We start from the raw sequence: 23793 nt of genomic DNA on the forward strand, positions 1-23793 counted from the left end.
AAAAAAGTAAAAAAACACAAATATTTTTAAAATCTTTGTTGACAGGTGAGCAGGAAACTCATAAATTACGTCTCACATCGAAACAACAAGTTTTGGAAACGCACGGGGGTGTAGCTCAGTTGGGAGAGCACTTGCTTTGCACGCAAGGGGTCGCAGGTTCAACTCCTGTCATCTCCACCATTACTTAAAAAGTTTCGGCTCTTTAAAATTCGAATAATAGTTAAAGATATGCGGCTTCGGCCAAATATCAAGATGAGAAGATCCCAAATAAGTATAAGTGCAAACTTAAAGACTTGGCGTAACTAAATCTTGGATGCTGTAAAAAGTTGATGTTGTTTATGTTGAATTCCAAAAGCCAAGAGCCAAATTTAATTTGGAAGATTTAGAGCACTGTATATTAATTCAATTTTTATAATGAAGACAACAGTTCATATTTGCTTGGAGAGTTTGATCCTGGCTCAGAACGAACGCTGTCGGCATGCCTAACACATGCAAGTCGTACGAGAAAGCACCTTCGGGTGTGAGTAGAGTGGCGCACGGGTGAGTAACGCGTAGGTGATCTACCATTTGGCGGGGGATAACCAGGAGAAATTCTGGCTAATACCGCATACGTACTGCAATTTTGAAAGTAGCAGTAGAAAGAATGCCTCTCCTTGGAAGCATTTACCAAATGATGAGCCTGCGTAGCATTAGTTTGATGGTGGGGTAATGGCCTACCATGACTACGATGCTTAGCTGGTCTGAGAGGATGATCAGTCACACTGGAACTGAGACACGGTCCAGACTCCTACGGGAGGCAGCAGTGGGGAATATTGCGCAATGGGGGAAACCCTGACGCAGCAATGCCGAGTGAGTGAGGAAGGCCTTCGGGTTGTAAAGCTCTGTCAGAAGGGAATAATGGTGTAGGGTCCAATAGGCCTTACATTTGAAGGTACCTTCAAAGGAAGCACCGGCTAACTTCGTGCCAGCAGCCGCGGTAATACGAAGGGTGCAAGCGTTGTTCGGATTTATTGGGCGTAAAGCGCGCGCAGGCGGATTGTTAAGTCAGATGTGAAATCTCGGGGCTCAACCTCGAAACTGCGTCTGAAACTGATAATCTAGAATCTCGGAGGGGGAAGGGGAATTTCGCATGTAGGGGTAAAATCCGTAGAGATGCGAAGGAACACCAGAGGCGAAGGCGCCTTCCTGGACGAGTATTGACGCTGAGGCGCGAAAGCGTGGGTAGCAAACAGGATTAGATACCCTGGTAGTCCACGCCGTAAACGATGTGCACTAGATATTGGAGGTTTGACCCCTTCAGTGTCGTAGCTAACGCATTAAGTGCACCGCCTGGGGAGTACGGTCGCAAGACTAAAACTCAAAGGAATTGACGGGGGCCCGCACAAGCGGTGGATTATGTGGTTTAATTCGAAGCAACGCGCAGAACCTTACCTAGGCTTGAAATCCTGAGAATCTAATGGAAACATTGGAGTGCTCTTCGGAGAATTCAGTGACAGGCGCTGCATGGCTGTCGTCAGCTCGTGTCGTGAGATGTTGGGTTAAGTCTCGCAACGAGCGCAACCCCTATCCTTAGTTGCCAGCATTAAGTTGGGCACTCTAGGGAGACTGCCCGGGCTAACCGGGAGGAAGGTGGGGATGACGTCAAGTCCTCATGGCCCTTATGTCTAGGGCTACACACGTAATACAATGGTACATACAAAGGGAAGCGACCTGGCAACAGTGAGCAAATCTCAAAAAGTGTATCTCAGTCCGGATTGGAGTCTGCAACTCGACTCCATGAAGTTGGAATCGCTAGTAATCGGAGATCAGCACGCTCCGGTGAATACGTTCCCGGGCCTTGTACACACCGCCCGTCACACCACGGGAGTTGGTCTTACCTGAAGTCGTGGCCCTAACTGCTTGCAGAGGGGAGCGCCTACGGTCGGACCGATGACTGGGGTGAAGTCGTAACAAGGTAGCCGTAGGGGAACCTGCGGCTGGATCACCTCCTTTTAAAGGAATACGAGTATCATTGATACTCTATACCGGTCAAAGCGCTTATGCTTTGGGATCTTTTTTCATCTTATAACTTTAGTTATTTTAACCAATTTTATGGGTCTATAGCTCAGCTGGTTAGAGTACGTCCCTGATAAGGACGGGGTCGCTGGTTCAAGTCCAGCTAGACCCACCATAAATTTGATCTTTAACATTCACATAACAGAATCAGATAGAAGACGAGAACCTAAAATAAAAATAAAATTCAAACCAAGAAACAAAAACTTGTGTAAAACTTTAGATAGATAAAAGCTACTAAGGGCATATGGTGGATATCTTGGCAGCAAGAGGCGATGAAGGACGTTTACTAGGTAACGATATGCTTCGACGAGTGATCAAGTACGCTTTGACTCGAAGATTTCCGAATGGGGTAACCTCGCTAGCAGAAATGCTAGTGACTATACAGTGAGTAAAGTAGCTGTATTAGAGCGAACGCAGGGAACTGAAACATCTAAGTACCTGTAGGAACATAAATCAATAGAGATTCTGCTAGTAGCGGCGAGCGAACGCAGAAAAGCCCAAACCGGCCAGTTTACTGCCCGGGGTTGTAGGACCTCATTTAGGATTCATGAAGATTAGGAGAACGTGTTGGGAAGCACGACCAAAGAGAGTGAAAGTCTCGTATCCGAAAGTTTGATTGACCGAGAGGTATCCTGAGTAGGACGGAACACGAGAAATTCTGTCTGAATCTGGGAGGACCACCTTCCAAGGCTAAATACTCCTTGCTGACCGATAGTGAACCAGTACCGTGAGGGAAAGATGAAAAGAACCCCGATAAGGGGAGTGAAATAGAACTTGAAACCATATGCTTACAATCGGTGAAAGGGTTATTGTAAAGCCTGATCACGTACCTTTTGCATTATGAGCCGCCGAGTTACGGTGTGTAGCAAGGTTAAGCCGTCGCAGGTGTAGCCGTAGGGAAACCGAGTCTGAATAGGGCGATTAGTTGCATGTCGTAGACCCGAAACGGGATGAGCTTGCCATGAGCAGGTTGAAGCGGAGGTAATACTTCGTGGAGGACCGAACCCATATAGGTTGAAAACTGTTGGGATGACTTGTGGTAAGGGGTGAAAGGCCAATCAAATTCCGTGATAGCTGGTTCTCTCCGAAATGCATTTAGGTGCAGCGTTTGATGATTACTGACGGGGGTAAAGCACTGAATTGGCTAGGGGGCTTACCAGCTTACCAAACCATATCAAACTCAGAATACCGTTAAGTACAGTCAAGCAGTGAGACTATGGATGCTAAGGTCCATAGTCGAAAGGGAAAGAGCCCAGACCGACAGTTAAGGTCCCTAAATCGTGTCTAAGTGGGAAAGGTTGTGGAATTACTTTGACATCCAGGAGGTTGGCTTAGAAGCAGCCATCCTTTAAAGAAAGCGTAATAGCTCACTGGACTAGTGATTCTGCGCCGAAAATGTAACGGGGCTAAAGATACGTACCGAAACTTCGGAATTATTTATAATTGGTAGGAGAGCATTGTGTTTACTGATGAAGGCGTACCGGCAAGGAGCGTTGGAGGCATCACAAGAGCTGATGGCGGCATGAGTAGCGATAAGAAATGTGAGAATCATTTCCGCCGAAAATCTAAGGGTTCCTGGACCAGGTGACTCCGTCCAGGGTTAGTCGGATCCTAAGGTGAGGCCGAAAGGCGTAATCGATGGGTAACGGGTTAATATTCCCGTACTTGGTAATTGTCGCTTGACATGAAGGAGTGACGGAGAAAGGTAGCAGAGCCAACTGTTGGATGTTGGTTTAAGAGTGTAGGAGGAGATCTTAGGCAAATCCGGGATCTTGTTAACTCTGAGACTTGATGACGAGGGCCTAGCCCGAAGTTTGTGATCCTATGCTTCCCAGAAAAGCTTCGCATGAAGATAATTATCAATCCGTACCGTAAACCGACACAGGTAGATGAGAAGAGAATTCTCAGGCGCTTGGGAGAACTCTAGTTAAGGAACTCTGCAAATTGGTGCCGTAACTTCGGGAGAAGGCACGCCTTGCTTGGTGACATCACTTGCTGGTGAAGCTGAACGAGGTCGCAGTGAAGAGGGGGTAGCGACTGTTTATCAAAAACATAGGTCTATGCAAACTCGCAAGAGGATGTATATGGACTGACGCCTGCCCGGTGCTGGAAGGTTAAGAGGAGAGGTTAGCTTTCGGGCGAAGCTTCGAATTGAAGCCCCAGTAAACGGCGGCCGTAACTATAACGGTCCTAAGGTAGCGAAATTCCTAGTCGGGTAAGTTCCGACCTGCACGAATGGCGTAACGACTTCCCCACTGTCTCAACTAGAGGCCCAGCGAAATTGGAGTGCGCGTGAAGATACGCGCAACCCGCGGAAGGACGAAAAGACCCCGTGAACCTTTACTGTAGCTTGACATTGGGTTTTGATTAACATTGCGTAGGATAGGTGGGAGTTTTTGATCCCTGCATTCCGGTGTAGGAGTAGACATCCTTGAAATACCACCCTTTGTTAATTGAAATCCTAACCTACGATCCTGATCGGGTCGGGGGACAATGTCTGGTGGGCAGTTTGACTGGGGCGGTCGCCTCCTAAAGAGTAACGGAGGCGCACAAAGGTTCGCTCAAGCCGAATGGAAACCGGCTGTAGAGTGTAAACGCATAAGCGAGCTTGACTGCAACACAAACACGTGGAGCAGGGTCGAAAGACGGTGTTAGTGATCCGGTGGTTCCGAGTGGAAGGGCCATCGCTCAACGGATAAAAGGTACTCCGGGGATAACAGGCTGATCTCCCCCAAGAGTTCACATCGACGGGGAGGTTTGGCACCTCGATGTCGGCTCATCGCATCCTGGGGCTGGAGCAGGTCCCAAGGGTTAGACTGTTCGTCTATTAAAGCGGTACGCGAGCTGGGTTCAGAACGTCGTGAGACAGTTCGGTCTCTATCCTCCGTGGGCGTAAGAAATTTGAGAAAATCTGACCTTAGTACGAGAGGACCGGGTTGGACGAACCTATGGTGTACCGGTTATGTCGCCAGATGTACCGCCGGGTAGCTAAGTTCGGAAAGGATAACCGCTGAAAGCATCTAAGTGGGAAGCCCATTTCAAGATAAGATTTCTATTAGACAGCTTGTAGACCACGAGCTTGATAGGTTGGGGGTGTAAGTGCAGTAATGCATTGAGCTGACCAATACTAATTTGTCGTTTTGCTTTTATCTATTTTATTTTAGGTTCACTTCTATTTGGTTTTGTTTTGTGAATGCCAAAGATTGATTGATTAAATTTTCATGGTTGTATTGACTCTGGCAGCTGTGAGTATTATAAGAGTTCATCTAAATTGAAAATTCGATTTGGGTGTGTCGATAGCGACGAGGAAATACCTGATCCCATCCCGAACTCAGAAGTCAAGCTCGTCAGCGGCGAAAGTAGTGCCAGGGGGACTTGGTGTGAGGCTAGCACGATGCACCCATTATTTTAAAAAAGCTCATCTTCGGATGAGCTTTTTTTTTGCCTTTTTTTCAAATTTGATTCTTCAAATATGCCTTTAAACCTTAAGTATTTCGCAGATTTTTCTTTTAGTGCAATAACTTGCGCGATACAATATTGATATGACTTCAAGAATCTTAAAATTACAATTAATAGGCTTTTTTGTTATTACTCTAATTGCATTTTATGCATATTACTTTTCAGACGTTTTACCAGATAATTTCTTTCTCATTTCCTCGAGTACTAGTGACGTTAACTTTTTTAGTTATTATTTAACCACTTTTGTAGCATTGGTTGGTTATTATACTGGGCCTTGGATATTTCTACCTTTCTTTTTCTTTGGTCTTCTCTATACTTTTATATTTTCTAAGAGAGACTCTGCTCTAGATTGTTTTAATGCTTTAACAATTCTAGGAACATTTCTCTTTATGACATATCTAGTTTACCCAAGCTTTATGGGTGCAGGAATTTTCTATATCTTAGAGAATAATTTTTCAGGAATGATGATTTTTCTCTTTACGACTTTTAGTCTAGTTGGCTTTTTAGCAGGCTCTTTTCGTGAATCATTTAAAGATAGTGTTATTGCTGTATTTGAGTTCATTAAAAGTTCTCCATCTAAGCTTGCAAAGGCTTCAACTCAGATCTCTCCCGCTCAGATAAATACTAAGATTCAGAATAAGGGTGATGATTTTGTTTCTAAGGTAAAAACTAAAGTTCCTCTTCTTCTTAAAGGTGAATCCAAAAGCGATGAAAAACCAAGCTTTGTTCAAAGAATGGAGCAGGCCAATAGTTCTGCCCCTAGTGAAGCAAGTACTGAAAAGAAAGAAGAAAAGTCTCCATTTTCTTTATTTAAGAAGTCTATGTCTGATGAGGATGTAGAAGATGTAACACCAATCGAAAAGTCTGAAGCTAGTGAAGCTGAATCTAAGAGTGTTATTAATGAAGAAAAACAGGCTCCAGGTGGTGGTGTTGTAAGAATGGCATCTTCACTAGGCTCGGCTAAACTTAAGAATTCAAAGGCCGGCGCAGAAGAAGAAAGCCAATACTATTCTCTAGTAAAGACAATATCTCGAAAGAAAGAAGTAAAGAGAGTAGGACACCCAGATGATAAATACTTTGATGAAATTACTGAAATTATCGAAGAGAAGTTAGCAGAATTTAAGATTGATGGGGTGATTATCAATGTCTTAAAGGGACCTGTCGTAGATACATTCGAATTAGAATTGGGCTCTGGGATTAAGGTTTCTAAAGTGACTGGTGTGACCGAAGATCTTTCAATGGCGTTATATGGAGCACCTATTCGAATTGTTTATCCCATGAAGGGAAGAACAACTATTGGGATTGAAGTTCCTAGAAATCCACGTGAAATTATCTACTTAGACGAAGTACTAGACTCACAAGACTTTAAAGATTCAAAGACAATGCTTCCAGTTGCAATGGGGAAAGATGCTTTTGGTGATACATTTGTTGTCGATTTAGCGGCCATGCCTCACATGTTAGTTGCTGGTGCAACAGGTGCTGGTAAGTCGGTTTTCATTAACTCTCTTCTCGTTTCATTGCTGGTAAAGAAATCTCCAAGACAAATGAAATTGATTCTAATTGATCCAAAGCAACTTGAACTTGCTGTTTATCAGAAGCTTCCTCACCTTGTTATGCCTGTTGTAACTGACGCAAAAACTGCTTCAATTGCTCTGCTTTGGGCAGTTCAGGAGATGGAGAGAAGATATTCAATACTTAAAGAGTTTGGTGTTAGAAATATTGCTGGCTTCAATGAAAAACTTAAGACTGCAGATCCAGCAATGATTGCTAAGATTCACCACTTCTATGAAGACTCTGGAGCTGATGAGTATGAGCTTCCATGTTTAGTTGTCGTCGTTGATGAATTTGCTGATCTTATTTTAACGAAGGCCGGAAAAGAAATTGAAATGAATATTGCAAGACTCGCGGCCAAAGCAAGGGCGGCAGGTGTCCACCTCGTTCTTGCAACACAGAGACCTTCTGTTGATGTTATCACAGGGGTTATTAAGTCTAACTTCCCGACGAGAGTCTCGTTTAGAGTGACTTCATCCACGGATTCAAGAACAATTCTTGATAAGATGGGTGCTGAAAAACTTCTTGGTAAAGGTGATATGCTTTATAAAAGAGGCGTTGAGATGACACGTGTTCACTCATCTTTTGTTGATGAGGCCGAGATTGAAGTTCTGACTGAAGAACTGAGTAAGATCCCACAAGACTTTAATGAGAATGCTATGGAGTTCTTGGAAAATGGTGGAGAAGTTGAGACTGATGAATACACCTATGGGTCTCACGTCGTTTCTCCAGACAGTACAAGCTCTGATGATGATATGTATAATCAGGCTATTAAGATTGTGATGGAGTCTAGATCTGCCTCGGCATCGATGCTTCAGAGAAGACTTAGAATTGGTTATAATAGAGCAGCAAATCTTATTGAGGAAATGGAGACAAAAGGAATTGTTGGTCCAGCGCAAGGCTCAAAGCCTCGCAAGGTTCTCGCTGCGTCAGACTCTCTGTAAAAGATAAATTTTTACCCTGCAAATAATGCTTTTTGGTGGTCATTTACACCTTGAAGCATTATGATCTCTATGCTATTTAAAAGCACCTAAATTATTGCAATAGTGCAAAATAACATTCCCTCTTGGGACGGTCTGCCATTTTTGGTAGCTAGAGGGATTAGACTAACCAACCTAGGAGTAAACATGTCTAATGAATTAAAGATCCAAGATTTATTATCTGCTGGTGCACACTTTGGTCACCAAACTCACAAGTGGAACCCAAAAATGAAGAAATACGTTTTTGGTGAGAGAAACGGTATCTACATCGTTGATCTTGGAAAAACTATTCCAGCTGCAAAGAAAGCTTATGACTTCTTAAAGAAAGTTTCTGCTGAAGGGAAGCCAGTACTATTCGTAGGAACTAAGAGACAAGCTTCTGAAACAGTTAGAAATGCAGCGATCAGCTGTGGAGCTAACCACGTAACTTACAGATGGCTAGGTGGAATGCTTACAAACTATAAAACAATCACTCTTTCAGTAGATAAACTAAGAAAAGTTGAAAAAATGAAAGAAACTGGAGACTTCGGACTTTTAACTAAGAAAGAAAGATCTAAAATTGAAAAAGATGTAATCAAGCTTGAGAAAAACCTTGGTGGTATCAAAGATATGAGAAAGATCCCAGGTGCTCTTTTTGTTGTTGATCCAAATGCTGAGAGAATTGCTGTTCAAGAAGCTAACGTTCTAGGTATTCCTGTAGTTGCTATCACTGATACTAACTGTAGCCCAGACGGAATTGATTATGTTGTACCAGGAAATGATGATGCAATTAAATCTGTATCTCTATTTGCTGATTACTTTGCAAGTGCTGTAAACGAAGGTCTTGGACAAGCTAAGAAAACTGGAAAGCTTTCTAAAGATGCTAAGGGCGTTAGAGACACTTCATTAGAAAAAGAAATCATTTCTAAGTATGAAAATGATATCGATCTTAAAGAAGAAGAGTAATTAAAAATTATATTTTAGCGAGGAATAAAAATGGCAATTTCTGCAAAAGACGTAAAAGATCTTAGAGAAAAAACTGGTGCAGGTATGATGGACTGCAAGAAGGCACTTACTGAAACAAATGGTGACCTTGAAGCAGCTGTAGATTACCTAAGAACAAAAGGTTTAGCTAAGGCAGCTAAAAAAGCTAGCCGTATCGCTGCTGAAGGTACAGTTGTAACTTTAGTAGAAGGTAACAATGGTGTAATCCTTGAAGTTAACTGTGAGACAGACTTTGTTTCTAAGGGTGATGACTTCCAAGGTTTTGCAAAGAATATGGCAGAGTATGCTCTTTCAAATAAGTCTGGTTCTGTTGACGAACTTAAGTCTGCAAATGAAGGTGCTATTACTGAATTAACTATGAAGTGTGGAGAGAAAGTTGATCCAAGAAGACTTGTTTCTCTTTCTACAAACGGACTTTTAGGTTCATATAACCACGGTGGAAAAATCGGTGTAATCGTTGATTTAGAAACTGATAAAGCTGATGCTCCTGAGGTTGTTGAACTTGCAAAAGATATCTCTATGCACGTTGCAGCTGCAGCTCCAACTTTCCTAAGTGGAGATGATATCGACGAAGGTTATAAGACAAGAGAAGCTGATGTTTATAGAGCTCAGTTAAAAGAAGAAGGGAAACCAGAAGAAATGATTGAAAAAATCGTTCTTGGTAAACTTGGAAAACTAGCTAAGGAAGTATGTCTTCTAGAGCAAGCTTTCATCAAGAACCCTGATTTAAGCATCAAGAAGCTTGTTGCTGAAACAGCTTCAAAAGTAGGTGGAAATATTGCTGTTAAATCTTTCCACAAGATCAACTTAGGTGAAGGTATCGAGAAGAAAGAAGATAACCTTGCTGATGAAGTTGCAAAAATGACGAGCGGTCAATAAGCGATTTAAAATTTTATATAAAAGAGGGGACAATTTAAGTCCCCTTTTTTTTGATCTACTTTAGGGCATTGGAGTGTGAGTGAAATATAATAGAATTCTTTTAAAGTTGTCTGGAGAAGCTTTGGCCGGGAGTCAGGGTAGCGGTGTCTGTAATGAAGTTTTGAACCAGATTTGTGATGAGGTTAAAAACCTTCATAAAATGGGCGTAGAGGTAGCAATTGTTATCGGTGGTGGAAATATTCATAGAGGTGTTGCTGGAGCGACAAAGGGAATGGATAGAACAACTTCTGATCATATGGGAATGCTTGCAACTGTAATTAACTCACTAGCAATTCAAGACTGTTTAGAGAGAAAAGAAGTTAAGACTCGAGTAATGACAGCGATTGAAATGGCCGAGATAGCAGAGCCTTATATTCGCCGCCGTGCTGTGAGACATTTAGAGAAGAAAAGGGTTATAATATTTGCCGCGGGAACAGGAAATCCTTACTTTACAACTGATACTGCTGCGGCGCTTCGTGCCAATGAAATCGATGCCGACGTTATCATGAAGGCAACTAAAGTTGATGGTATTTACGATAAAGATCCTGTGGTACACAAAGACGCTGTAAAGTTTGAAGAATTAAAGTATATTGATGTACTAAATAAAGGTATAAAGGTAATGGATTCTGCAGCAATTTCATTGTGTATGGATAATGAAATTGAGATTATTGTCTTCAATATGTTTGAGAAAGGTAATATCCAGAAGGTCGTTATCGGTGACCATGTAGGCACAGTAGTTAAGAAATAAAACGGAGATATATATATGATGGATGAAATTAAATTGGCGTTAAATACACAGATGACAAAGTCAATTGATTCGTTAAAGTATCAACTAACAAAAGTGAGAACTGGTAGAGCATCAGCAAGTGTTCTAGATGGAGTTCATGTTGATTATTACGGGTCTCCAACTCCAGTTGCTCAGGTAGGACAGATTAGTACTCCTGAAGCAAGACTTCTTCAAATTCAACCATTTGATAAGACAATGATTGCTGCAATTGAGAAAGCAATTCTAGGTGCAAATCTTGGCTTAACTCCATCTAATGATGGAAATTTAATTAGAATTCCTTTTCCGGCCTTAACGGAAGAAAGAAGAAAGGAACAAGTTAAAGAGATTAAGAAAAGTGGTGAAGACGCGAAAATTGGGATTAGAAACTCAAGACGTGACCAGAATGAAGTTGTAAAGAAAGCTGAGAAAGCAAAAGAGATTTCTGAAGATGAGTCAAAGAAATTTCAAGCTGATATACAAACTATTACTGACAAGTACGTTGCTGAAGTAGATGTAATTATCGAAGCAAAAGAGAAAGAATTACTTTCAATTTAATCTATGAAAGAAACGAACCTCAAACATATTGCAATTATAATGGATGGCAATGGGCGCTGGGCCCAGAGTCGTTCGCATGAGCGCATTTGGGGTCATATTCGTGGTTCAAAGATTGTATCTAATATAGTTGAAGAGGCAGATGACTTGGGAGCTAAGGCCCTAACTCTTTATGCTTTTTCAACTGAGAACTGGAGCCGACCTGTAGGAGAAGTGAAGGTTCTCTTTAAGCTGTTAAAGAAGTTTCTTTTGAAAGAGAGAAATAGAATATTAAAGAATAATATTCAATTTAAAGTAATGGGTGACATTACAAAGCTACCTGAAAAAACTCAATCACTTATAGCAGAGCTTGAGAATGACTCTAAAGATAATAAGGGTCTTAAGCTTACTTTTGCTTTTGGTTATGGTGGAAGAGATGAAATAGTTCAGGCCGCTAATAAATTTATCAAAGAAAACCCTGGAAAAGAGTTAACGGAAGAGCTTCTCCAGTCCTATCTATTAATGCCTCACCTAGGAGATGTAGATCTTCTAATTAGAACAGGTGGGGATCAGAGAATTTCAAACTTCTTGTTATGGCAATCAGCTTATGCTGAGCTTTATTTTACGCAAACAAAGTGGCCAGACTTCACTAGAAAAGAATTTAAAGAAATATTTGAATTTGTTTCAAAGAGAGAGAGAAGATTTGGAAATGTATGCTCTTCCGATTTACAGACATCAAAAATGATGGCCGTAGAAAACAAGGAATTAATTACTAACCTTTAAGGTGAACTCTCATGTCTAACACACAAAAAAGAATTGCTTCGGCAGTAGTCCTAGCTTTAATTGTAGCGATTTGTATTTACTTTGGTACAAAGACCGCCATGGCACTTATTTTAGTAATTGGTGTAATAAGCATTGATGAACTATTTGTTAACTTCCTTAAAGGCTCGAGAAAAACAATTACCTATCTTCTCTCACATGGTGCCTTGATTGCTCCCTATGTGTACTTAAACTTTTTAGACTCTAGTCCTCACTTGGTTGAAGCTTTTGTAAATGCGGGTCTAGTTCTAAATTTATTATTACTGATTTATTTATTTTACACACCAATGAGTTCAAAGTTTGTTGTAGGGAAGTTACAGCAATACAGAATGAGCATTACACTATTAGTACTCCTTCCTCTCATGTCGCTGGCTTCAATCTTTCAATATAATAAATGGATCTCCCTCTTAGTTATTCTACTGCTAGTTAATTTTGGAATGGATACAGGAGCTTGGTTTTTTGGAAAAAACTTTGGAAAGCATAAGCTGTGGCCAAGTGTGAGTCCGAATAAAACAATAGAAGGGGTTGTTGGTGGAGCTCTGACTTCGGCCTTTGTTGGTGGGATCTTCTTTCACTTTCTCTTTGGAAAGATGGAAGTAAAATTGTTTATATTCTTTGCATTCCTGGGCTTGATGTCTCAAGTTGGCGATTTAATACAGTCTAAACTAAAGAGGCAATGCGAAATTAAGGATAGTTCTGCACTTATACCGGGACACGGTGGAGTTTATGATAGAATAGATAGTCTAATGTTCTTGACTCCGTTCTATGCAGCGGCGATCAAGTATTTTTATTTTGGATAGGTTAAAAAGATGATCGAAAAAGTACTTATATTTATTTTATTCTTAGGCCCTTTAGTTTTCTTTCACGAGCTAGGACACTTTTTATTTGCCCGTCTTTTTGGGGTTAGAGTCCAAGTCTTTTCAATCGGATTTGGTCCTAAGATTTTGAAGTTTAAAAAAGGTGATACTGAGTACGCTATCTCTTTAATACCACTTGGTGGTTATGTGAAAATGTTTGGAGATGATCCATTCAATGGAGATGCGATTCCAGTTGAAGAGAGAAAGTATAGTTTTACTCATAAGAGTAAATGGGCAAGATTCTGGATTGTTTTTGGTGGTCCATTGGCCAACTTTATTATGGCCTATGTTATCTTCTTCTCTCTACTTTTAGGCGGAGAGAAAATGCCTGAACTTAGAATGGGTCTAATCCCTGAAGGTACTAAGTTCTCAACTCTTGGTATTAAAACAGGAGATGTTTTAAAGAAGGTGAATGGAGAAACTATTTCGTCTGCTGCAGATATGGCCTTAACAGATGGCGGAATTCAAACGCTAACAGTTGAGCGCTTTAACAAGTTAGAGACTGTAAATATTGGAATGACTGGAGAAGAGTTCTTTGAAGAGATGGCAAATTATCAACCATTTCTTAGAAGGCCAGTTATGTCTTCAGGAAGTGGAGAGATTTTCGCACTCTCACTTAACAAAGATAAAGTAGATTGGAGTGAATCCTTAGATGAAATTGCTGAGAATGCTCAAGATCAAAGTCTCTATATTTTCAAGCTACCTAAAGGTGTAGACTTAGGGCAAGCTGAAATTAAAGAAGAAACTCCGTTTGTAAGAGAAGTTAAGCTTGGTTCAAAGGGACTAGAGAGCTTCTTCACTACTATGAGAAATGAAGATCTATATCCGAAGGATATGTTTGTTAAAAGTATCTCAATGAATTCCCCTGCAGAGAAGGCCGGAATCCTTGGTGGAAATGTTATCCTTGGTTTAAATGGTGCTGCAATATTTAGCTTCGAAAATCTTCGCGCTACACTACAGAAAACTGACTCTAAAGATGTGATGGTAAGTATTCTTGCCAATGGTGAGGTGAAAGAGTTAAGCCTTACTCCAGATGTTAAGCCTCAAGGAGATAAGAAAGTAAAACTTATAGGTGTATATTCTGATGGAGTATTTCAAGGAATGCGATTCGTAGATACACCTTCAAAAGGACTTGTCGGATCATTTACAGGTGCCTTTGCAAGAACTTGGGATTCTATTGTAAAAACAGTGGCCGGCTTTAAGAAGTTAATCGTAGGTGAAGTATCTTTAAAGTCGATTGGCGGACCATTAGCAATTGGAAAAGTTGCATCTGATTCATTTCAAACTAGTTTGTCTTACTTTTTTCAATTAATGGCCCTTATCTCAATTAATTTGGGTGTCATTAATCTCTTCCCAATTCCAGTCTTGGATGGTGGACATATTTTATTTTTAGGACTTGAGTTCTTAAATAGAGGTCCTGTTTCAAGAAGAAAAATGGAAATAGCACAACAATTTGGCCTATCGATGCTTCTAATGCTAATGATAGGTGCGATTTTTAATGATGTTGTGAGATTTTTCTAATGGCCTATTTATTTATTGATACGTCTGACCACTTGGTTCTCGGTTTATTGGATGAGAATTATAGGTGGTTGGATTTTGTGGAAACTGAGGATAAGAAGAGCTCAGCTTCCATTCATTCCCATGTCTACAGCTTACTTGAAAAGAGAAATTTAAAAATTAAAGAAGTTCAAGGTCTCTTTCAAGTTGCAGGTCCTGGATCATATACGGGGATGCGAATCTCTGAAGGGATGGCCCAAGTTCTAGAGTGGCAAGACATTCCAATTTATTCATTTTACCATTTCTCAGTTCCATTTATCTTAGGCATTGAAAGAGGCGCTTGGGTATCTAAGGCATTTAAGGGTGAGATTTTTCTCTATGAATGGAGGGGAGAGAAGGTAGAGAAGTCACTGCATAGTGAAAAAGACCTAAGTTCTCTTCAGGAGAAATTGTCACCGGAGCTAGGAGAGTTTTGGACTCACTTTGATGGTGTCATTGATCAAATCTCTCGCTCTAGTGCTCAATTGATTAAGGAGAAACCAGAGGAGGTTTTTTCTTATGTTGCTGAGAGTCAGTTAAGGGAGAAACCCTTTTATTACAGATCTTTAGAAAATGAGTTCCACGTAAGCAATAAATGACATTGGCGCAATTTGTTGATAGATTTATTGTATGGGATTAACTTACCTTCCTAAATGGATATATTCTTGTATCACTTTTGTGGCATTGCTCTTAATGCTAATTATTGGCGTGTGGGGATTTCTATTTGCGGCCCTTGTCTACGGAATACTCTTTGCCATTTTTAGAAAGCAGAAAGAAGACTTTAGAAAAGATTCGAATGAGAATGTAATTGTCTCACCAGTTAATGGAAGAGTTTATAAGATTGAAAAAAATGTTGATCATGAATTCTTTGGCAAAGATATGACAAGTGTCCTCATTCAAGTTCCATTTTGGAAAGAGTTTGGACTTTTCTTTCCAGTAAAATCAGAGATACATGATGTTCAAGCAAGCTGTGATTCATGCTTAGATCACTTAGTGAAATTTAGACTAGTGAATGGAATGGATATCGGTCTTGCTGTTGGACAAAATATATTGCGCTTAGCTCCTCAAATAATGGTCTTACCAGGTGATAGAGGAAAGCAGAAAGTGAATTTTGGATTTCTTCCAATGGGTGGGGAAGTGAGAGTTTTCATCCCATCTGCATTGGAAGTATTAATTAATGAAAAAGATGAAGTAGTTGCTGGGCAAGGAATCCTTGCAGGTATTCCTACTGATATTGAGGAAAAATAATATGATTGATCAGCCTAAAAGGTTAGCTTTCTTTCTACCTAATACATTTACAGCTTTAAATATGGCCTGCGGTTTTGCGTCTATAATAATGGCCTGGAAGGGACAATTTTATAATGCAAGTATGATTCTATTGCTGGGGGCGATTTTTGATTCTGTTGATGGGAGAGTTGCCAGAATGACGGGGACTCAGTCTCAATTTGGTGAGCAATTTGATTCTATTAGTGATGTTGTCTCTTTTGGAATGGCTCCTGCTTTCTTGGTTTATAATTGCTTCTTTAAAGATTTAGGGCGACTTGGAATGGTTGTTTCTTTCTTATATCTACTATGTGGTGCTTTAAGACTTGCAAGGTTTAATGCCAATATTGATAAAGTTAGTAGTGACTACTTTCAAGGTCTACCAATTCCAACTGCGGCTCTAGGTCTTGTGGGTTATGTTCTTTTAGCGATTGAATTTCATTTAATTAAAACGCTAACGCCATTTACTATTTTCTATGTTGTTCTCTATTCTCTTTTGATGATTTCGAATATCCCTTTCTATTCTTTTAAGAATGCGACTTGGGTTAAGACTCATAAGAAGAGAGTGCTCGCAATTATCTTTTTATTGCTGGCCCTCATCTTCACTTACGAGCAGTTAATGATAGGTGTGATTACTGGAGCATATGTTCTAGGTGGATTAGTTTATTTTATAACTCATAAAGGCGCTTTAGAAGATGTCTTTTCATGGAAGAGCGAAAATGATGAAATCAATGAAAGTAATTAAAGTAGCATTTACAATTTTACTCATGAGCGCAAGTTTTGCGCAGGACTTTGGTCAAAGAGTAGATGGTGATATTCCAAATGCAATGGATGAAGTCGAAGGTGGAAATAGTCCTTATATACAAGGCTCTGATGAGAGGCCTATGGATAAGGTTGAGAAAGGGAAGACTTCGGCGATGGTTCCGGGTGAAAGTGATTATGGAACTAAACAGTCTGAGGGGAAAGACGCCACTCAATTTAATATTGGAGCACCATTTAGTGGAACAGAGTCCGATCAGTATATCACTTACACAAATAAAGATATTTTAAAAGGCCTCTCTAAAAAATCTAAGTCTTCGTTCTCGTTAAAGTTTTTTCAAAATAATTTTGATTACACAGATAATAGAGGAGTTTACGATAGAACATTCGGAGGAGACTCTGGAGCAAAGGGTGGCTCAATTCACTTATCAAGAGATAAATTTCTCTACAAAGGTTTTATAAATATTGGCTACGGTGGTGGAGCCGGTGTTGGCTATAGTACAGGAAAAGGGATTTTCTCTGATGACGGTACTGTGAGTAATACTAGATTTAATCTCTACTCACTTCCTCTCGATTTAAGATTGGTTCTTGAACTTCCAATTGGTGAAGTCATTAAGCTCTCGGCGGCCGGTGGTCCTAGTGCTATGGGACTTATTCAAAATAGAAGTGACAGAGACGACGGTGATAAAGACAAGGAAAAGAAGCAAGTTGGATTTGGATATTTTGCTGAGGGAAAATTTAAGTTGAACCTTGGCCATCTGTTTACAGATACAGGATTCGAATTTTATAGAGATCATGAAGTGAGTTTTATGTCTCTAGATCTTGCTGTTCGTATGCAAAACTATAGTGGTTTCGGTGATGATATCGAGATTAGTGGAATGTCTTACGGAGTAGGTTTTACTTTTGAGTTTTTATAAAATAATTCTTAGGTATAAGGGAACTCAATATCAGGGCTGGCAAAAGCAGCCCCACACTAGTCAAACTATTCAAGGTCAATTGGAAAAGGCTTTGAAGAAAATATCAAAGTCAGATGAAATTCATACGATAGGCTCGGGAAGAACTGACTCTGGGGTACATGCCTTGGGTCAAGTGGTGAGAGTTCAAATTCCTCTAGAGCTTGAGCCTCTATCACTTCTTAAGGCCCTCAATTCTCACCTTCCAAATGATATTGAATGCATTCATAGTGAAAACTCAAGTGAGCTCTTTAATCCAGTTTTTGATGCTAAGGATAAAACTTATAAGTATCTCTTTAGTTTAAATGGAAGAAGAAATGCTTTAGTTGATGATTCTATGACCTGCCTAGATAGACCAATGGACATTGAAAAGATGAGAGAGGCGTGTGAGCTCTTTATCGGTGAGCATGACTTTGCTGATTTTTATACTGTTGGAACTGATATTTCTAGCACGGTAAGAGTTATCTATGATTGTAAGCTGCACTTAGAAAAGCAGCAGGGATTTCTTGGGGAAGTTTATCCAGAGCACTATATTTTTGAAGTTAAAGGGAGCGGATTCCTAAAGCAAATGGTTAGGCTTATGGTGGGAACTCTCTGGAATATTGGTCTTGGTAAGGTGGAGTTAGCAGACTTGAAAATGGCCTTAAATTCGCCTTCGGGCGCAAAGCTTGCTGCTGTCGCGCCATCTAACGGTCTCTATTTGTGTGAAGTTAATTATTAAATGCCAGAATTGAATATCTAACTCTAGCTAGGGCCTCACTTTCATTGACTTTTGGGCTTATTCCCGATACTTTCAGCACCTATAAATTATACGAAATGATGCAACTAGTTATGCGAGGGTAAGATATGTCTTATACAGTTGAAACGATTAATGATTGTACAAAGAAACTTGTATTTAATTTTGAAACTTTAGATCTAACTGCTGAAATTAAAACAGCAATTATTCAAAAACAAAAAACAACATCTCTTAAGGGATTTAGAAAAGGTAAAGCTCCTTTGAGCATGGTTGAGCAAGTTTACGGACCTCAGATCCAATCAGAAGCGTTAAATCAATTTGTTCAAAATCAATTCTTTGATGCTGTTCAAAAAGAAGAGTTAAGAATTTGTGGATACCCAACTTTTGAAAATATGAATTACGAAGAAGGGAAATCTGTAAAGTTTGATGCTTTAGTAGAAATTTTTCCAACAGTTGAAGTTAAAAACTTAGATAAAATCACTGTAGCTAAAGAGACAGTTTCTGTATCTGATGAAGACGTTGCAGCGATGGAAAAGAATTACCTAGGTTCTAGAGCAGAGATGAAAGAAGTTGAAGGTGATGTTAAGTTAGAAAAAGGTCACTTTGCAGTTCTTAACTTCCAAGGTGAAAAAGAAGATGGTGAAAGACCAGAAAATATGAAAGGTGAGGAATTCTTACTTGAGATTGGTTCGGGACAATTTATTCCAGGTTTTGAAGATGGAATGATTGGAATGAAGAAAGGTGAGAAGAAGAATATTGAATTAACTTTCCCTGGTGACTACCACGTAGAAGATCTAAAAGAAGCTAAAGTTACTTTTGAAACTGAGCTATTAGAAATTAAGCAAAAGATCTTCCCAGACTTCACTGATGAACTAGCTAAAGAATTTGGTTTTGAGTCAGTAGAAGATTTCAAAACTAAAACAAAAGATAATCTTTTTAAGCAAAAAGAAAGAGAAGTTGCAGAGAAGATGCACCAAGAAATTCTTGAAAAGCTAATTGAAGCAAATACATTTGATGTTCCAGCTTCTCTTGTATCTCAACAAGAAGCTAGCTTAAGAGAAGACCTTTCTAGAAACCTTAAAGGACAAGGTTTCAATGATGAGATGCTTAAAGAGTATTTTGAGAAGTGGTCTGGAGACATGACTGATAAAGCAACTTTCCAAGTTCGTTCAGGATTAATTTTAGATAACCTTGCTAAGAAATTTAACGTTGAAGCAAGTGACTCTGACTTTGATGCTAAGATTGAAGAAATGGCCGCTGGATCAGGAATGCAAGCTGATCAAATCAAGAGCTACTATGCTTCTGATGCAAAGTTAAAAGGAAATTTAATGTATGCGATCAGAGAAGAGAAGACTTTTGAGAAGATCAAAGAAGAAATCAAGTTAAAGTAATATCTTAAAATTTAAATTGATATTTATAAAAGGGCCCACTATGTTGGGCCTTTTTTTATTCTAGAAAATATTTAATTTATTAAAAGCTGAGGCCATCTTTTGAACAAACTTAGAAGGCTTCATAAGTTGTTGCATGGATTCTTTGGCATTTTTTTCGGCCGAGTCCAGAGTGATCTTTGTCTTGGTTGCAATAGAACCTGCTCGATTGATTTCTCTTAATTGTTGTTGTGCTCTTGTATCATTTGTTACTTTCATAAAGAGCGTATCGGAGGATGTGAGGAAAACTTGAGAGAAAAACTAGGTTTCTCCCAAGTGCTTGAAATTATTTCTGTATTTGGGCCTTCATTAAACGCTCTCTTTGAATGAGGTGATCACATAGGATCCAATCGTTTCCAGCGCCACGACCGACAGGCTTGAAGTTCTCAGTTATAATTCTACCTTCTTCAAGTAGTTCCTCATTAACGTGAACTTTAACAACCTCTCCTGTAATAATCTGTCCACATCCTGGCTGGTCACCGTAGCTTAGATGGTCTCTATAGATACATTCAAAGTGAATCTTACTCTCGAGAATTCTCTTGGCCTTAACCATGTCTGAATCAATTGGAGTGAGCCCAGCTAACTTGAATTCATCTTCACCGTATGGAAGTTCAACTGAAGTAGTATTGATTTGGTCGATAATATCTTCACTAACAAAGTTCACTACGAATTCTTTTTCTCTGAAAATATTTCTTGGAGTATCTTTCATTTCACCAGTAGAGCTCTTAATCATTGGAGAAAAAGCTATAATCATCGGCTTCGCACTTACTGCAGTAAAGAATGAGAAAGGAGCAACATTATTTGTTCCGTTCTCATTAATTGTTGAAACAACTGCTATAGGTCTTGGAAGAATTGATCCAATTAGAAATTTGTAATTATCTTTAAATTCACCATTTGTTTCAAATGTTTTCATCGTCATATTTAATTCCTTTTTACATCCAACTTTTCCAATAATCTTTCACTTCATTTTCCACAAACCAAGTCGTAGGAGCTAGTGGAAACCTTGTATCAACCATCACTGCAAATTCATCAGTGTGAGTTTTTTCATCTACACTATTAAAGGCCTTTGGATGAGGTCCGTGATGAATCCCCTGTGGATGAAACGTAAGTGCTCCAGCGTCTATATTGTCCCTGCTGAAGAAATCCCCTTGGTGATAGAAGAGAACTTCATCGTAGTCTATATTTGAATGGTAGAATGGAACTCGTAAAACCCCATGCTTTGAATCTTCTAGCGGTCTTTCCACAAATGAGCATACGACAAAGTTTCTGCATACAAATGTAGTATGTCCCGATGGTGGAATGTGATAGCGATGAGACATGACCGGGCAAATATCATAGATCGATAATTTGCTTGGATAAACAGAACCTTTCCATCCTTTTGCATCAAGAGGATTAAATGGATAAGTGATTGTTGTAATATTTCCAAGTCTCTTTACTTCAACTTTATACTCTTCGAGATCTTGCTCTGATCCAATAGCACACTCAGGTGTTTCAATAACAGTTTGATCATAAAGAGCATTTGGCCCTAGCATCCCTCTATCAGGTTGCTCAAATTCAGACTGAGACTCTATTTTGAAAATCTTTGTCTCATTGTCAATAAAGAGCTTGTAAGTGGTACCTCTTGGAATCGTAATATAGTCACCTTTCTTATAACTTAGGTGTCCATAGATTGTTTCAAAGCGTCCTTCTCCCTGATGAATGAAATATAATTCATCAAAGTCGGCATTTCTAAAAAAGCACTCGAAGCTCTCAGTATAGCGAGCAATATTTATTGTCACATCATTATTAAAAAGAACGGGTTGAAAGTAATTCGCTTTAAGATGATCGCCGAACATAGGCTTTTGGCATCTTGGTTTTAAATCACCTTCAATATTTGTCCAATTTACAGGAGGGTTTTGATGATAGATTTGACTTACTCTACCAAAGAATCCCTTTCTTCCGTGCTCTTCTTCGTAGAGGCCTTCTGGAATTTTTACGTGCGCCTGTTTAGAAAATGTTCCGCTAGATTTAAAACTTTCCATTCTTTGATCCTATCTTATTCTTTAGTGTTCCGATTCCCTCAACAAATAATTCAATCTCATCACCTGGTTGAATCCATTTATCAATCTCTAGGCCGCATCCTGTTCCCACAGTTCCCGAGCCAAAGAGATCTCCAGGTAGGACCCACTCATCTTGTGAAACATGAGTGATCATTTGCGCGAATGAGAAGTGAGAATCTCCAGACTGTCCTCTAGACCATTCCTCGCCATTAATTTTGGCAGTCATAAGTAGGTCTGGTTCAATTCCATCAAATTCATCTATAGTTGTAATTACTGGTCCAATGATAGAGCAGAAATCTTTTCCTTTTGCAGGTCCTAGTCTGATGGCCATCTCTTTCTTTTGAATATCCCTAGCGGAGATATCATTGAGAATAGTGAAGCCAAAGATATGTTTAAGGGCATCTTCTTCTTTTATATTGATACCCTCTTTTCCTACCACCATTCCTAGTTCTAGTTCATAGTCTAAGATATTAGTGTAGCCAGGCCATAGTACTTCTTCTTCTGGTCCAATAAAACCGTGAGTCGATCCTTTGTAGTATGCAGGAATTTCATACCAAGCTTCTGGAATAGGTTCGTTTCTTTTCTCAAAACCTTTTGCAACATGTTTTTCGTGAGCATAGAAGTCTCTATATGTTGCAATTTTATCTAGGGGCTTTGTAAGTGAAATACTTTCATCGTCTAATTTATAAAATGTAGGAGTACCATTTCTTGTCTTTAAGTCTCCAACTAATTTTAAAAACTGAAAGAGTCCATAGCTATCTTGAAGAGAGTCTAGAGGGTCATCACATAGATTAAGAACACTAAAGAGTGAACTTGGGAGAGTTCTATTGGCCCTTTCGTAAGGATTATACTTTCCTTCTCTTTCATAATCACAGGCCCAAACAAAATTCGGATCAATGATAATACCTTCGTTTTCATCAAGGATTCCTAGTCTTGTACTTCCACCTGGAACGAGGTTATTTCTGTAGTGACAAATTTTCATTTTGTAGGTCTCCCGAATAAATCATTATACTTAGGTAGGATCTTCACCATGGCCTCGAAGTAGTGTTGCATTTCTTCTTTATTTCCAAGTGAAACACGAACATACTCAGGCATTTCATTTGCTTTTAATGGGCGAATGATAACACCTTCATTTAATAAATTTTCAAACATCCACTCGCTGGCTTCAAGTGATCCAGTTTTATAAGTTATAAAATTTGTAATGGACTTAATAGGGTTGAAGTCATGCTTTGTTAAGAAATCAAAAGTTTCATTATATCTCTTCTTATTATTCTTAAGAGTTCTACTTAGATGAGGAGTGTCGTTGAGGGCTCCTTTGGCTCCAAGTTGTCCAATAAGATTCGGTTCAAAGGGCAACTTAACCTTACTAAGATTTGAAATTAGCTCATCATGCGCAAAACCATACCCAACTCTAATTCCAGAGAGTCCATAGGCCTTAGAGAAAGTTCTAAGGGTAATGACATTATCATAGCGGTAATCCATTGAGTCTGGATAATCATCACAGTCTTTAGCAAATTCAAAGTAGGCTTCGTCCAGGAGAACGATGACGTGATCTGGAACGTATTCCATTAGATAATCAAATTCTTTCTTTGTGATATAGGTTCCTGTTGGATTATTTGGATTTGCTATATAAATTGCCTTCGTCTTACTTGTAATTGACTTCGCTAGGGCCTCAACGTCAAATCTATAATCACTAGTAAGAGGCACTTTCTTTAAGTTGGCCCCAACACTTCTTGCTAAGATATAGAAACCAATGAATGTGTTTTCACAAGTTAAAACTTCGTCACCAGGTTGTAGAAAAGCTCTCGCAATATAGGCCATGATCCCTTCACTACCATTTCCTAAAATAATATTTCCAGGCTCTAAACTATAGAGGCCACAAAGTGACTTCTTAAGCTGGAAGGCATGCATATCAGGGTAGCGGTGTAGATCCCATAAACCACCAGTCATTTCTTTAATGGCGTAAGGAGACGGTCCAAGTGGGTTTTCATTACTGGCCAGTTTTGAAATTTTAGTGAGGCCTTTTTCTCTGGCCACTTCATCAATAGGCTTTCCTGCCTGATAAACTTTTAAGTCTTTCAAATATTCAGGAACCAGCGTTCGCGCCAACTTTTCCATGAGAACTCCTTATTTTTTGTATATAGTTTTCTATCATTTCTG

General features: G+C 39.5%; 19 protein-coding genes, 2 tRNA genes and 3 rRNA genes. 19 read left to right on the forward strand and 5 right to left on the reverse strand.

Translation table 11 applies throughout. The features are described from left to right. Window positions 1-104: 104 nt before the first annotated feature. From BMS_RS01110 to tig, 19 genes are all read left to right on the forward strand, one after another. A tRNA-Ala gene (locus BMS_RS01110) sits at window positions 105-180 on the forward strand. 255 nt (window positions 181-435) lie between these two features. After that, window positions 436-1992, forward strand: a 16S ribosomal RNA gene (locus BMS_RS01115). A gap of 101 nt (window positions 1993-2093) precedes the next feature. After that, window positions 2094-2170, forward strand: a tRNA-Ile gene (locus tag BMS_RS01120). A 109-nt stretch (window positions 2171-2279) separates the two neighbouring features. Continuing rightward, window positions 2280-5207, forward strand: a 23S ribosomal RNA gene (locus BMS_RS01125). 134 nt (window positions 5208-5341) lie between these two features. After that, window positions 5342-5458: ribosomal RNA gene (gene rrf / locus BMS_RS01130) — 5S ribosomal RNA — on the forward strand. Together the 16S, 23S and 5S rRNA genes with 2 tRNA genes alongside form the textbook arrangement of a ribosomal RNA operon. A 139-nt stretch (window positions 5459-5597) precedes the next feature. Then, window positions 5598-8009 carry a DNA translocase FtsK gene (locus BMS_RS16555; RefSeq protein ID WP_014242948.1) on the forward strand — a complete coding sequence of 804 codons (2412 nt, stop codon included), beginning with the start codon at window positions 5598-5600 and terminating at the stop codon, window positions 8007-8009. 183 nt (window positions 8010-8192) lie between these two features. Continuing rightward, on the forward strand, window positions 8193-8990 hold the full coding sequence (rpsB, locus tag BMS_RS01140) for a 30S ribosomal protein S2 (RefSeq protein ID WP_044557150.1): 798 nt from the start codon (window positions 8193-8195) through the stop codon (window positions 8988-8990). 30 nt (window positions 8991-9020) lie between these two features. Continuing rightward, entirely contained in the window at window positions 9021-9908 is an 888-nt protein-coding gene (gene tsf, locus BMS_RS01145; protein ID WP_014242950.1) for a translation elongation factor Ts, read from the forward strand. Between the two features lie 79 nt (window positions 9909-9987). Further along, window positions 9988-10695, forward strand: a complete 708-nt coding sequence (pyrH, locus tag BMS_RS01150) for a UMP kinase (protein WP_014242951.1) — start codon at window positions 9988-9990, stop codon at window positions 10693-10695. Window positions 10696-10710: 15 nt separating this feature from the next. Next, window positions 10711-11268, forward strand: coding sequence for a ribosome recycling factor (frr, locus tag BMS_RS01155; RefSeq protein WP_014242952.1), 558 nt, complete (start codon window positions 10711-10713; stop codon window positions 11266-11268). Window positions 11269-11271: 3 nt separating this feature from the next. Further along, a complete protein-coding gene (uppS, locus tag BMS_RS01160; protein ID WP_014242953.1) occupies window positions 11272-12027 on the forward strand; it encodes a polyprenyl diphosphate synthase in 756 nt (251 codons plus the stop codon). A gap of 11 nt (window positions 12028-12038) precedes the next feature. Further along, a complete protein-coding gene (locus BMS_RS16560; RefSeq protein WP_014242954.1) occupies window positions 12039-12863 on the forward strand; it encodes a phosphatidate cytidylyltransferase in 825 nt (274 codons plus the stop codon). A 9-nt stretch (window positions 12864-12872) separates the two neighbouring features. Beyond that, a complete protein-coding gene (gene rseP, locus BMS_RS01170; protein ID WP_014242955.1) occupies window positions 12873-14441 on the forward strand; it encodes an RIP metalloprotease RseP in 1569 nt (522 codons plus the stop codon). Then, window positions 14441-15055: a glycoprotein endopeptidase gene (locus tag BMS_RS01175; RefSeq protein ID WP_014242956.1), complete on the forward strand. Its 615-nt coding sequence runs from the start codon at window positions 14441-14443 to the stop codon at window positions 15053-15055. Before rseP ends, BMS_RS01175 begins: the two co-directional genes overlap by 1 nt. Window positions 15056-15086: 31 nt before the next feature. Beyond that, complete coding sequence (locus BMS_RS01180; protein WP_014242957.1) at window positions 15087-15704, forward strand: phosphatidylserine decarboxylase; 618 nt, start codon at window positions 15087-15089, stop codon at window positions 15702-15704. A gap of 1 nt (window position 15705) precedes the next feature. Beyond that, a complete protein-coding gene (gene pssA, locus BMS_RS01185) occupies window positions 15706-16464 on the forward strand; it encodes a CDP-diacylglycerol--serine O-phosphatidyltransferase (protein ID WP_014242958.1) in 759 nt (252 codons plus the stop codon). Next, complete coding sequence (locus BMS_RS01190; protein ID WP_044557151.1) at window positions 16439-17395, forward strand: hypothetical protein; 957 nt, start codon at window positions 16439-16441, stop codon at window positions 17393-17395. The genes pssA and BMS_RS01190 overlap by 26 nt, the downstream gene beginning before the upstream one ends. Next, window positions 17382-18152, forward strand: coding sequence for a tRNA pseudouridine(38-40) synthase TruA (truA, locus tag BMS_RS01195; protein ID WP_014242960.1), 771 nt, complete (start codon window positions 17382-17384; stop codon window positions 18150-18152). The genes BMS_RS01190 and truA overlap by 14 nt, the downstream gene beginning before the upstream one ends. Before the next feature lie 125 nt (window positions 18153-18277). Continuing rightward, window positions 18278-19558 carry a trigger factor gene (tig, locus tag BMS_RS01200; protein ID WP_014242961.1) on the forward strand — a complete coding sequence of 427 codons (1281 nt, stop codon included), beginning with the start codon at window positions 18278-18280 and terminating at the stop codon, window positions 19556-19558. A gap of 60 nt (window positions 19559-19618) precedes the next feature. On the opposite strand, the gene BMS_RS01205 is transcribed toward tig, so the two are convergent. The 5 genes from BMS_RS01205 to hisC all read right to left on the reverse strand — a co-directional run bounded on the left by BMS_RS01205 (window position 19619) and on the right by hisC (window position 23751). Beyond that, a complete protein-coding gene (locus BMS_RS01205) occupies window positions 19619-19813 on the reverse strand; it encodes a hypothetical protein (protein ID WP_014242962.1) in 195 nt (64 codons plus the stop codon). A gap of 67 nt (window positions 19814-19880) precedes the next feature. Continuing rightward, the gene (locus BMS_RS01210) at window positions 19881-20513 is read right to left on the reverse strand and encodes a flavin reductase family protein (protein WP_044557152.1); all 633 of its coding nucleotides are present in this window, start codon (window positions 20511-20513) and stop codon (window positions 19881-19883) included. 13 nt (window positions 20514-20526) lie between these two features. Beyond that, on the reverse strand, window positions 20527-21615 hold the full coding sequence (locus BMS_RS01215) for a homogentisate 1,2-dioxygenase (protein WP_014242963.1): 1089 nt from the start codon (window positions 21613-21615) through the stop codon (window positions 20527-20529). Beyond that, window positions 21602-22615 (reverse strand): fumarylacetoacetate hydrolase family protein, encoded by a 1014-nt coding sequence (locus BMS_RS01220; RefSeq protein ID WP_014242964.1) that lies wholly within the window; start codon window positions 22613-22615, stop codon window positions 21602-21604. The genes BMS_RS01215 and BMS_RS01220 overlap by 14 nt, the downstream gene beginning before the upstream one ends. Further along, the gene (gene hisC, locus BMS_RS01225; RefSeq protein WP_014242965.1) at window positions 22612-23751 is read right to left on the reverse strand and encodes a histidinol-phosphate transaminase; all 1140 of its coding nucleotides are present in this window, start codon (window positions 23749-23751) and stop codon (window positions 22612-22614) included. Before hisC ends, BMS_RS01220 begins: the two co-directional genes overlap by 4 nt. Between the last annotated feature and the right edge of the window lie 42 nt (window positions 23752-23793).

This window comes from Halobacteriovorax marinus SJ (assembly GCF_000210915.2).
Classification (GTDB): Bacteria; Bdellovibrionota; Bacteriovoracia; order Bacteriovoracales; family Bacteriovoracaceae; genus Halobacteriovorax; species Halobacteriovorax marinus.

Bases quoted from the DNA above. Each gene is read 5' to 3' on its own strand.
- BMS_RS16555 (WP_014242948.1), top strand. From the start codon at position 5,598: ATGACTTCAAGAATCTTAAAATTACAATTAATAGGCTTTTTTGTTATT.
- rpsB (WP_044557150.1), top strand. From the start codon at position 8,193: ATGTCTAATGAATTAAAGATCCAAGATTTATTATCTGCTGGTGCACAC.
- tsf (WP_014242950.1), top strand. From the start codon at position 9,021: ATGGCAATTTCTGCAAAAGACGTAAAAGATCTTAGAGAAAAAACTGGT.
- frr (WP_014242952.1), top strand. From the start codon at position 10,711: ATGATGGATGAAATTAAATTGGCGTTAAATACACAGATGACAAAGTCA.
- uppS (WP_014242953.1), top strand. From the start codon at position 11,272: ATGAAAGAAACGAACCTCAAACATATTGCAATTATAATGGATGGCAAT.
- BMS_RS16560 (WP_014242954.1), top strand. From the start codon at position 12,039: ATGTCTAACACACAAAAAAGAATTGCTTCGGCAGTAGTCCTAGCTTTA.
- rseP (WP_014242955.1), top strand. From the start codon at position 12,873: ATGATCGAAAAAGTACTTATATTTATTTTATTCTTAGGCCCTTTAGTT.
- BMS_RS01175 (WP_014242956.1), top strand. From the start codon at position 14,441: ATGGCCTATTTATTTATTGATACGTCTGACCACTTGGTTCTCGGTTTA.
- BMS_RS01180 (WP_014242957.1), top strand. From the start codon at position 15,087: ATGGGATTAACTTACCTTCCTAAATGGATATATTCTTGTATCACTTTT.
- pssA (WP_014242958.1), top strand. From the start codon at position 15,706: ATGATTGATCAGCCTAAAAGGTTAGCTTTCTTTCTACCTAATACATTT.
- BMS_RS01190 (WP_044557151.1), top strand. From the start codon at position 16,439: ATGATGAAATCAATGAAAGTAATTAAAGTAGCATTTACAATTTTACTC.
- tig (WP_014242961.1), top strand. From the start codon at position 18,278: ATGTCTTATACAGTTGAAACGATTAATGATTGTACAAAGAAACTTGTA.
- BMS_RS01205 (WP_014242962.1), bottom strand. From the start codon at position 19,813: ATGAAAGTAACAAATGATACAAGAGCACAACAACAATTAAGAGAAATC.
- BMS_RS01210 (WP_044557152.1), bottom strand. From the start codon at position 20,513: ATGACGATGAAAACATTTGAAACAAATGGTGAATTTAAAGATAATTAC.
- BMS_RS01215 (WP_014242963.1), bottom strand. From the start codon at position 21,615: ATGGAAAGTTTTAAATCTAGCGGAACATTTTCTAAACAGGCGCACGTA.
- BMS_RS01220 (WP_014242964.1), bottom strand. From the start codon at position 22,615: ATGAAAATTTGTCACTACAGAAATAACCTCGTTCCAGGTGGAAGTACA.
- hisC (WP_014242965.1), bottom strand. From the start codon at position 23,751: ATGGAAAAGTTGGCGCGAACGCTGGTTCCTGAATATTTGAAAGACTTA.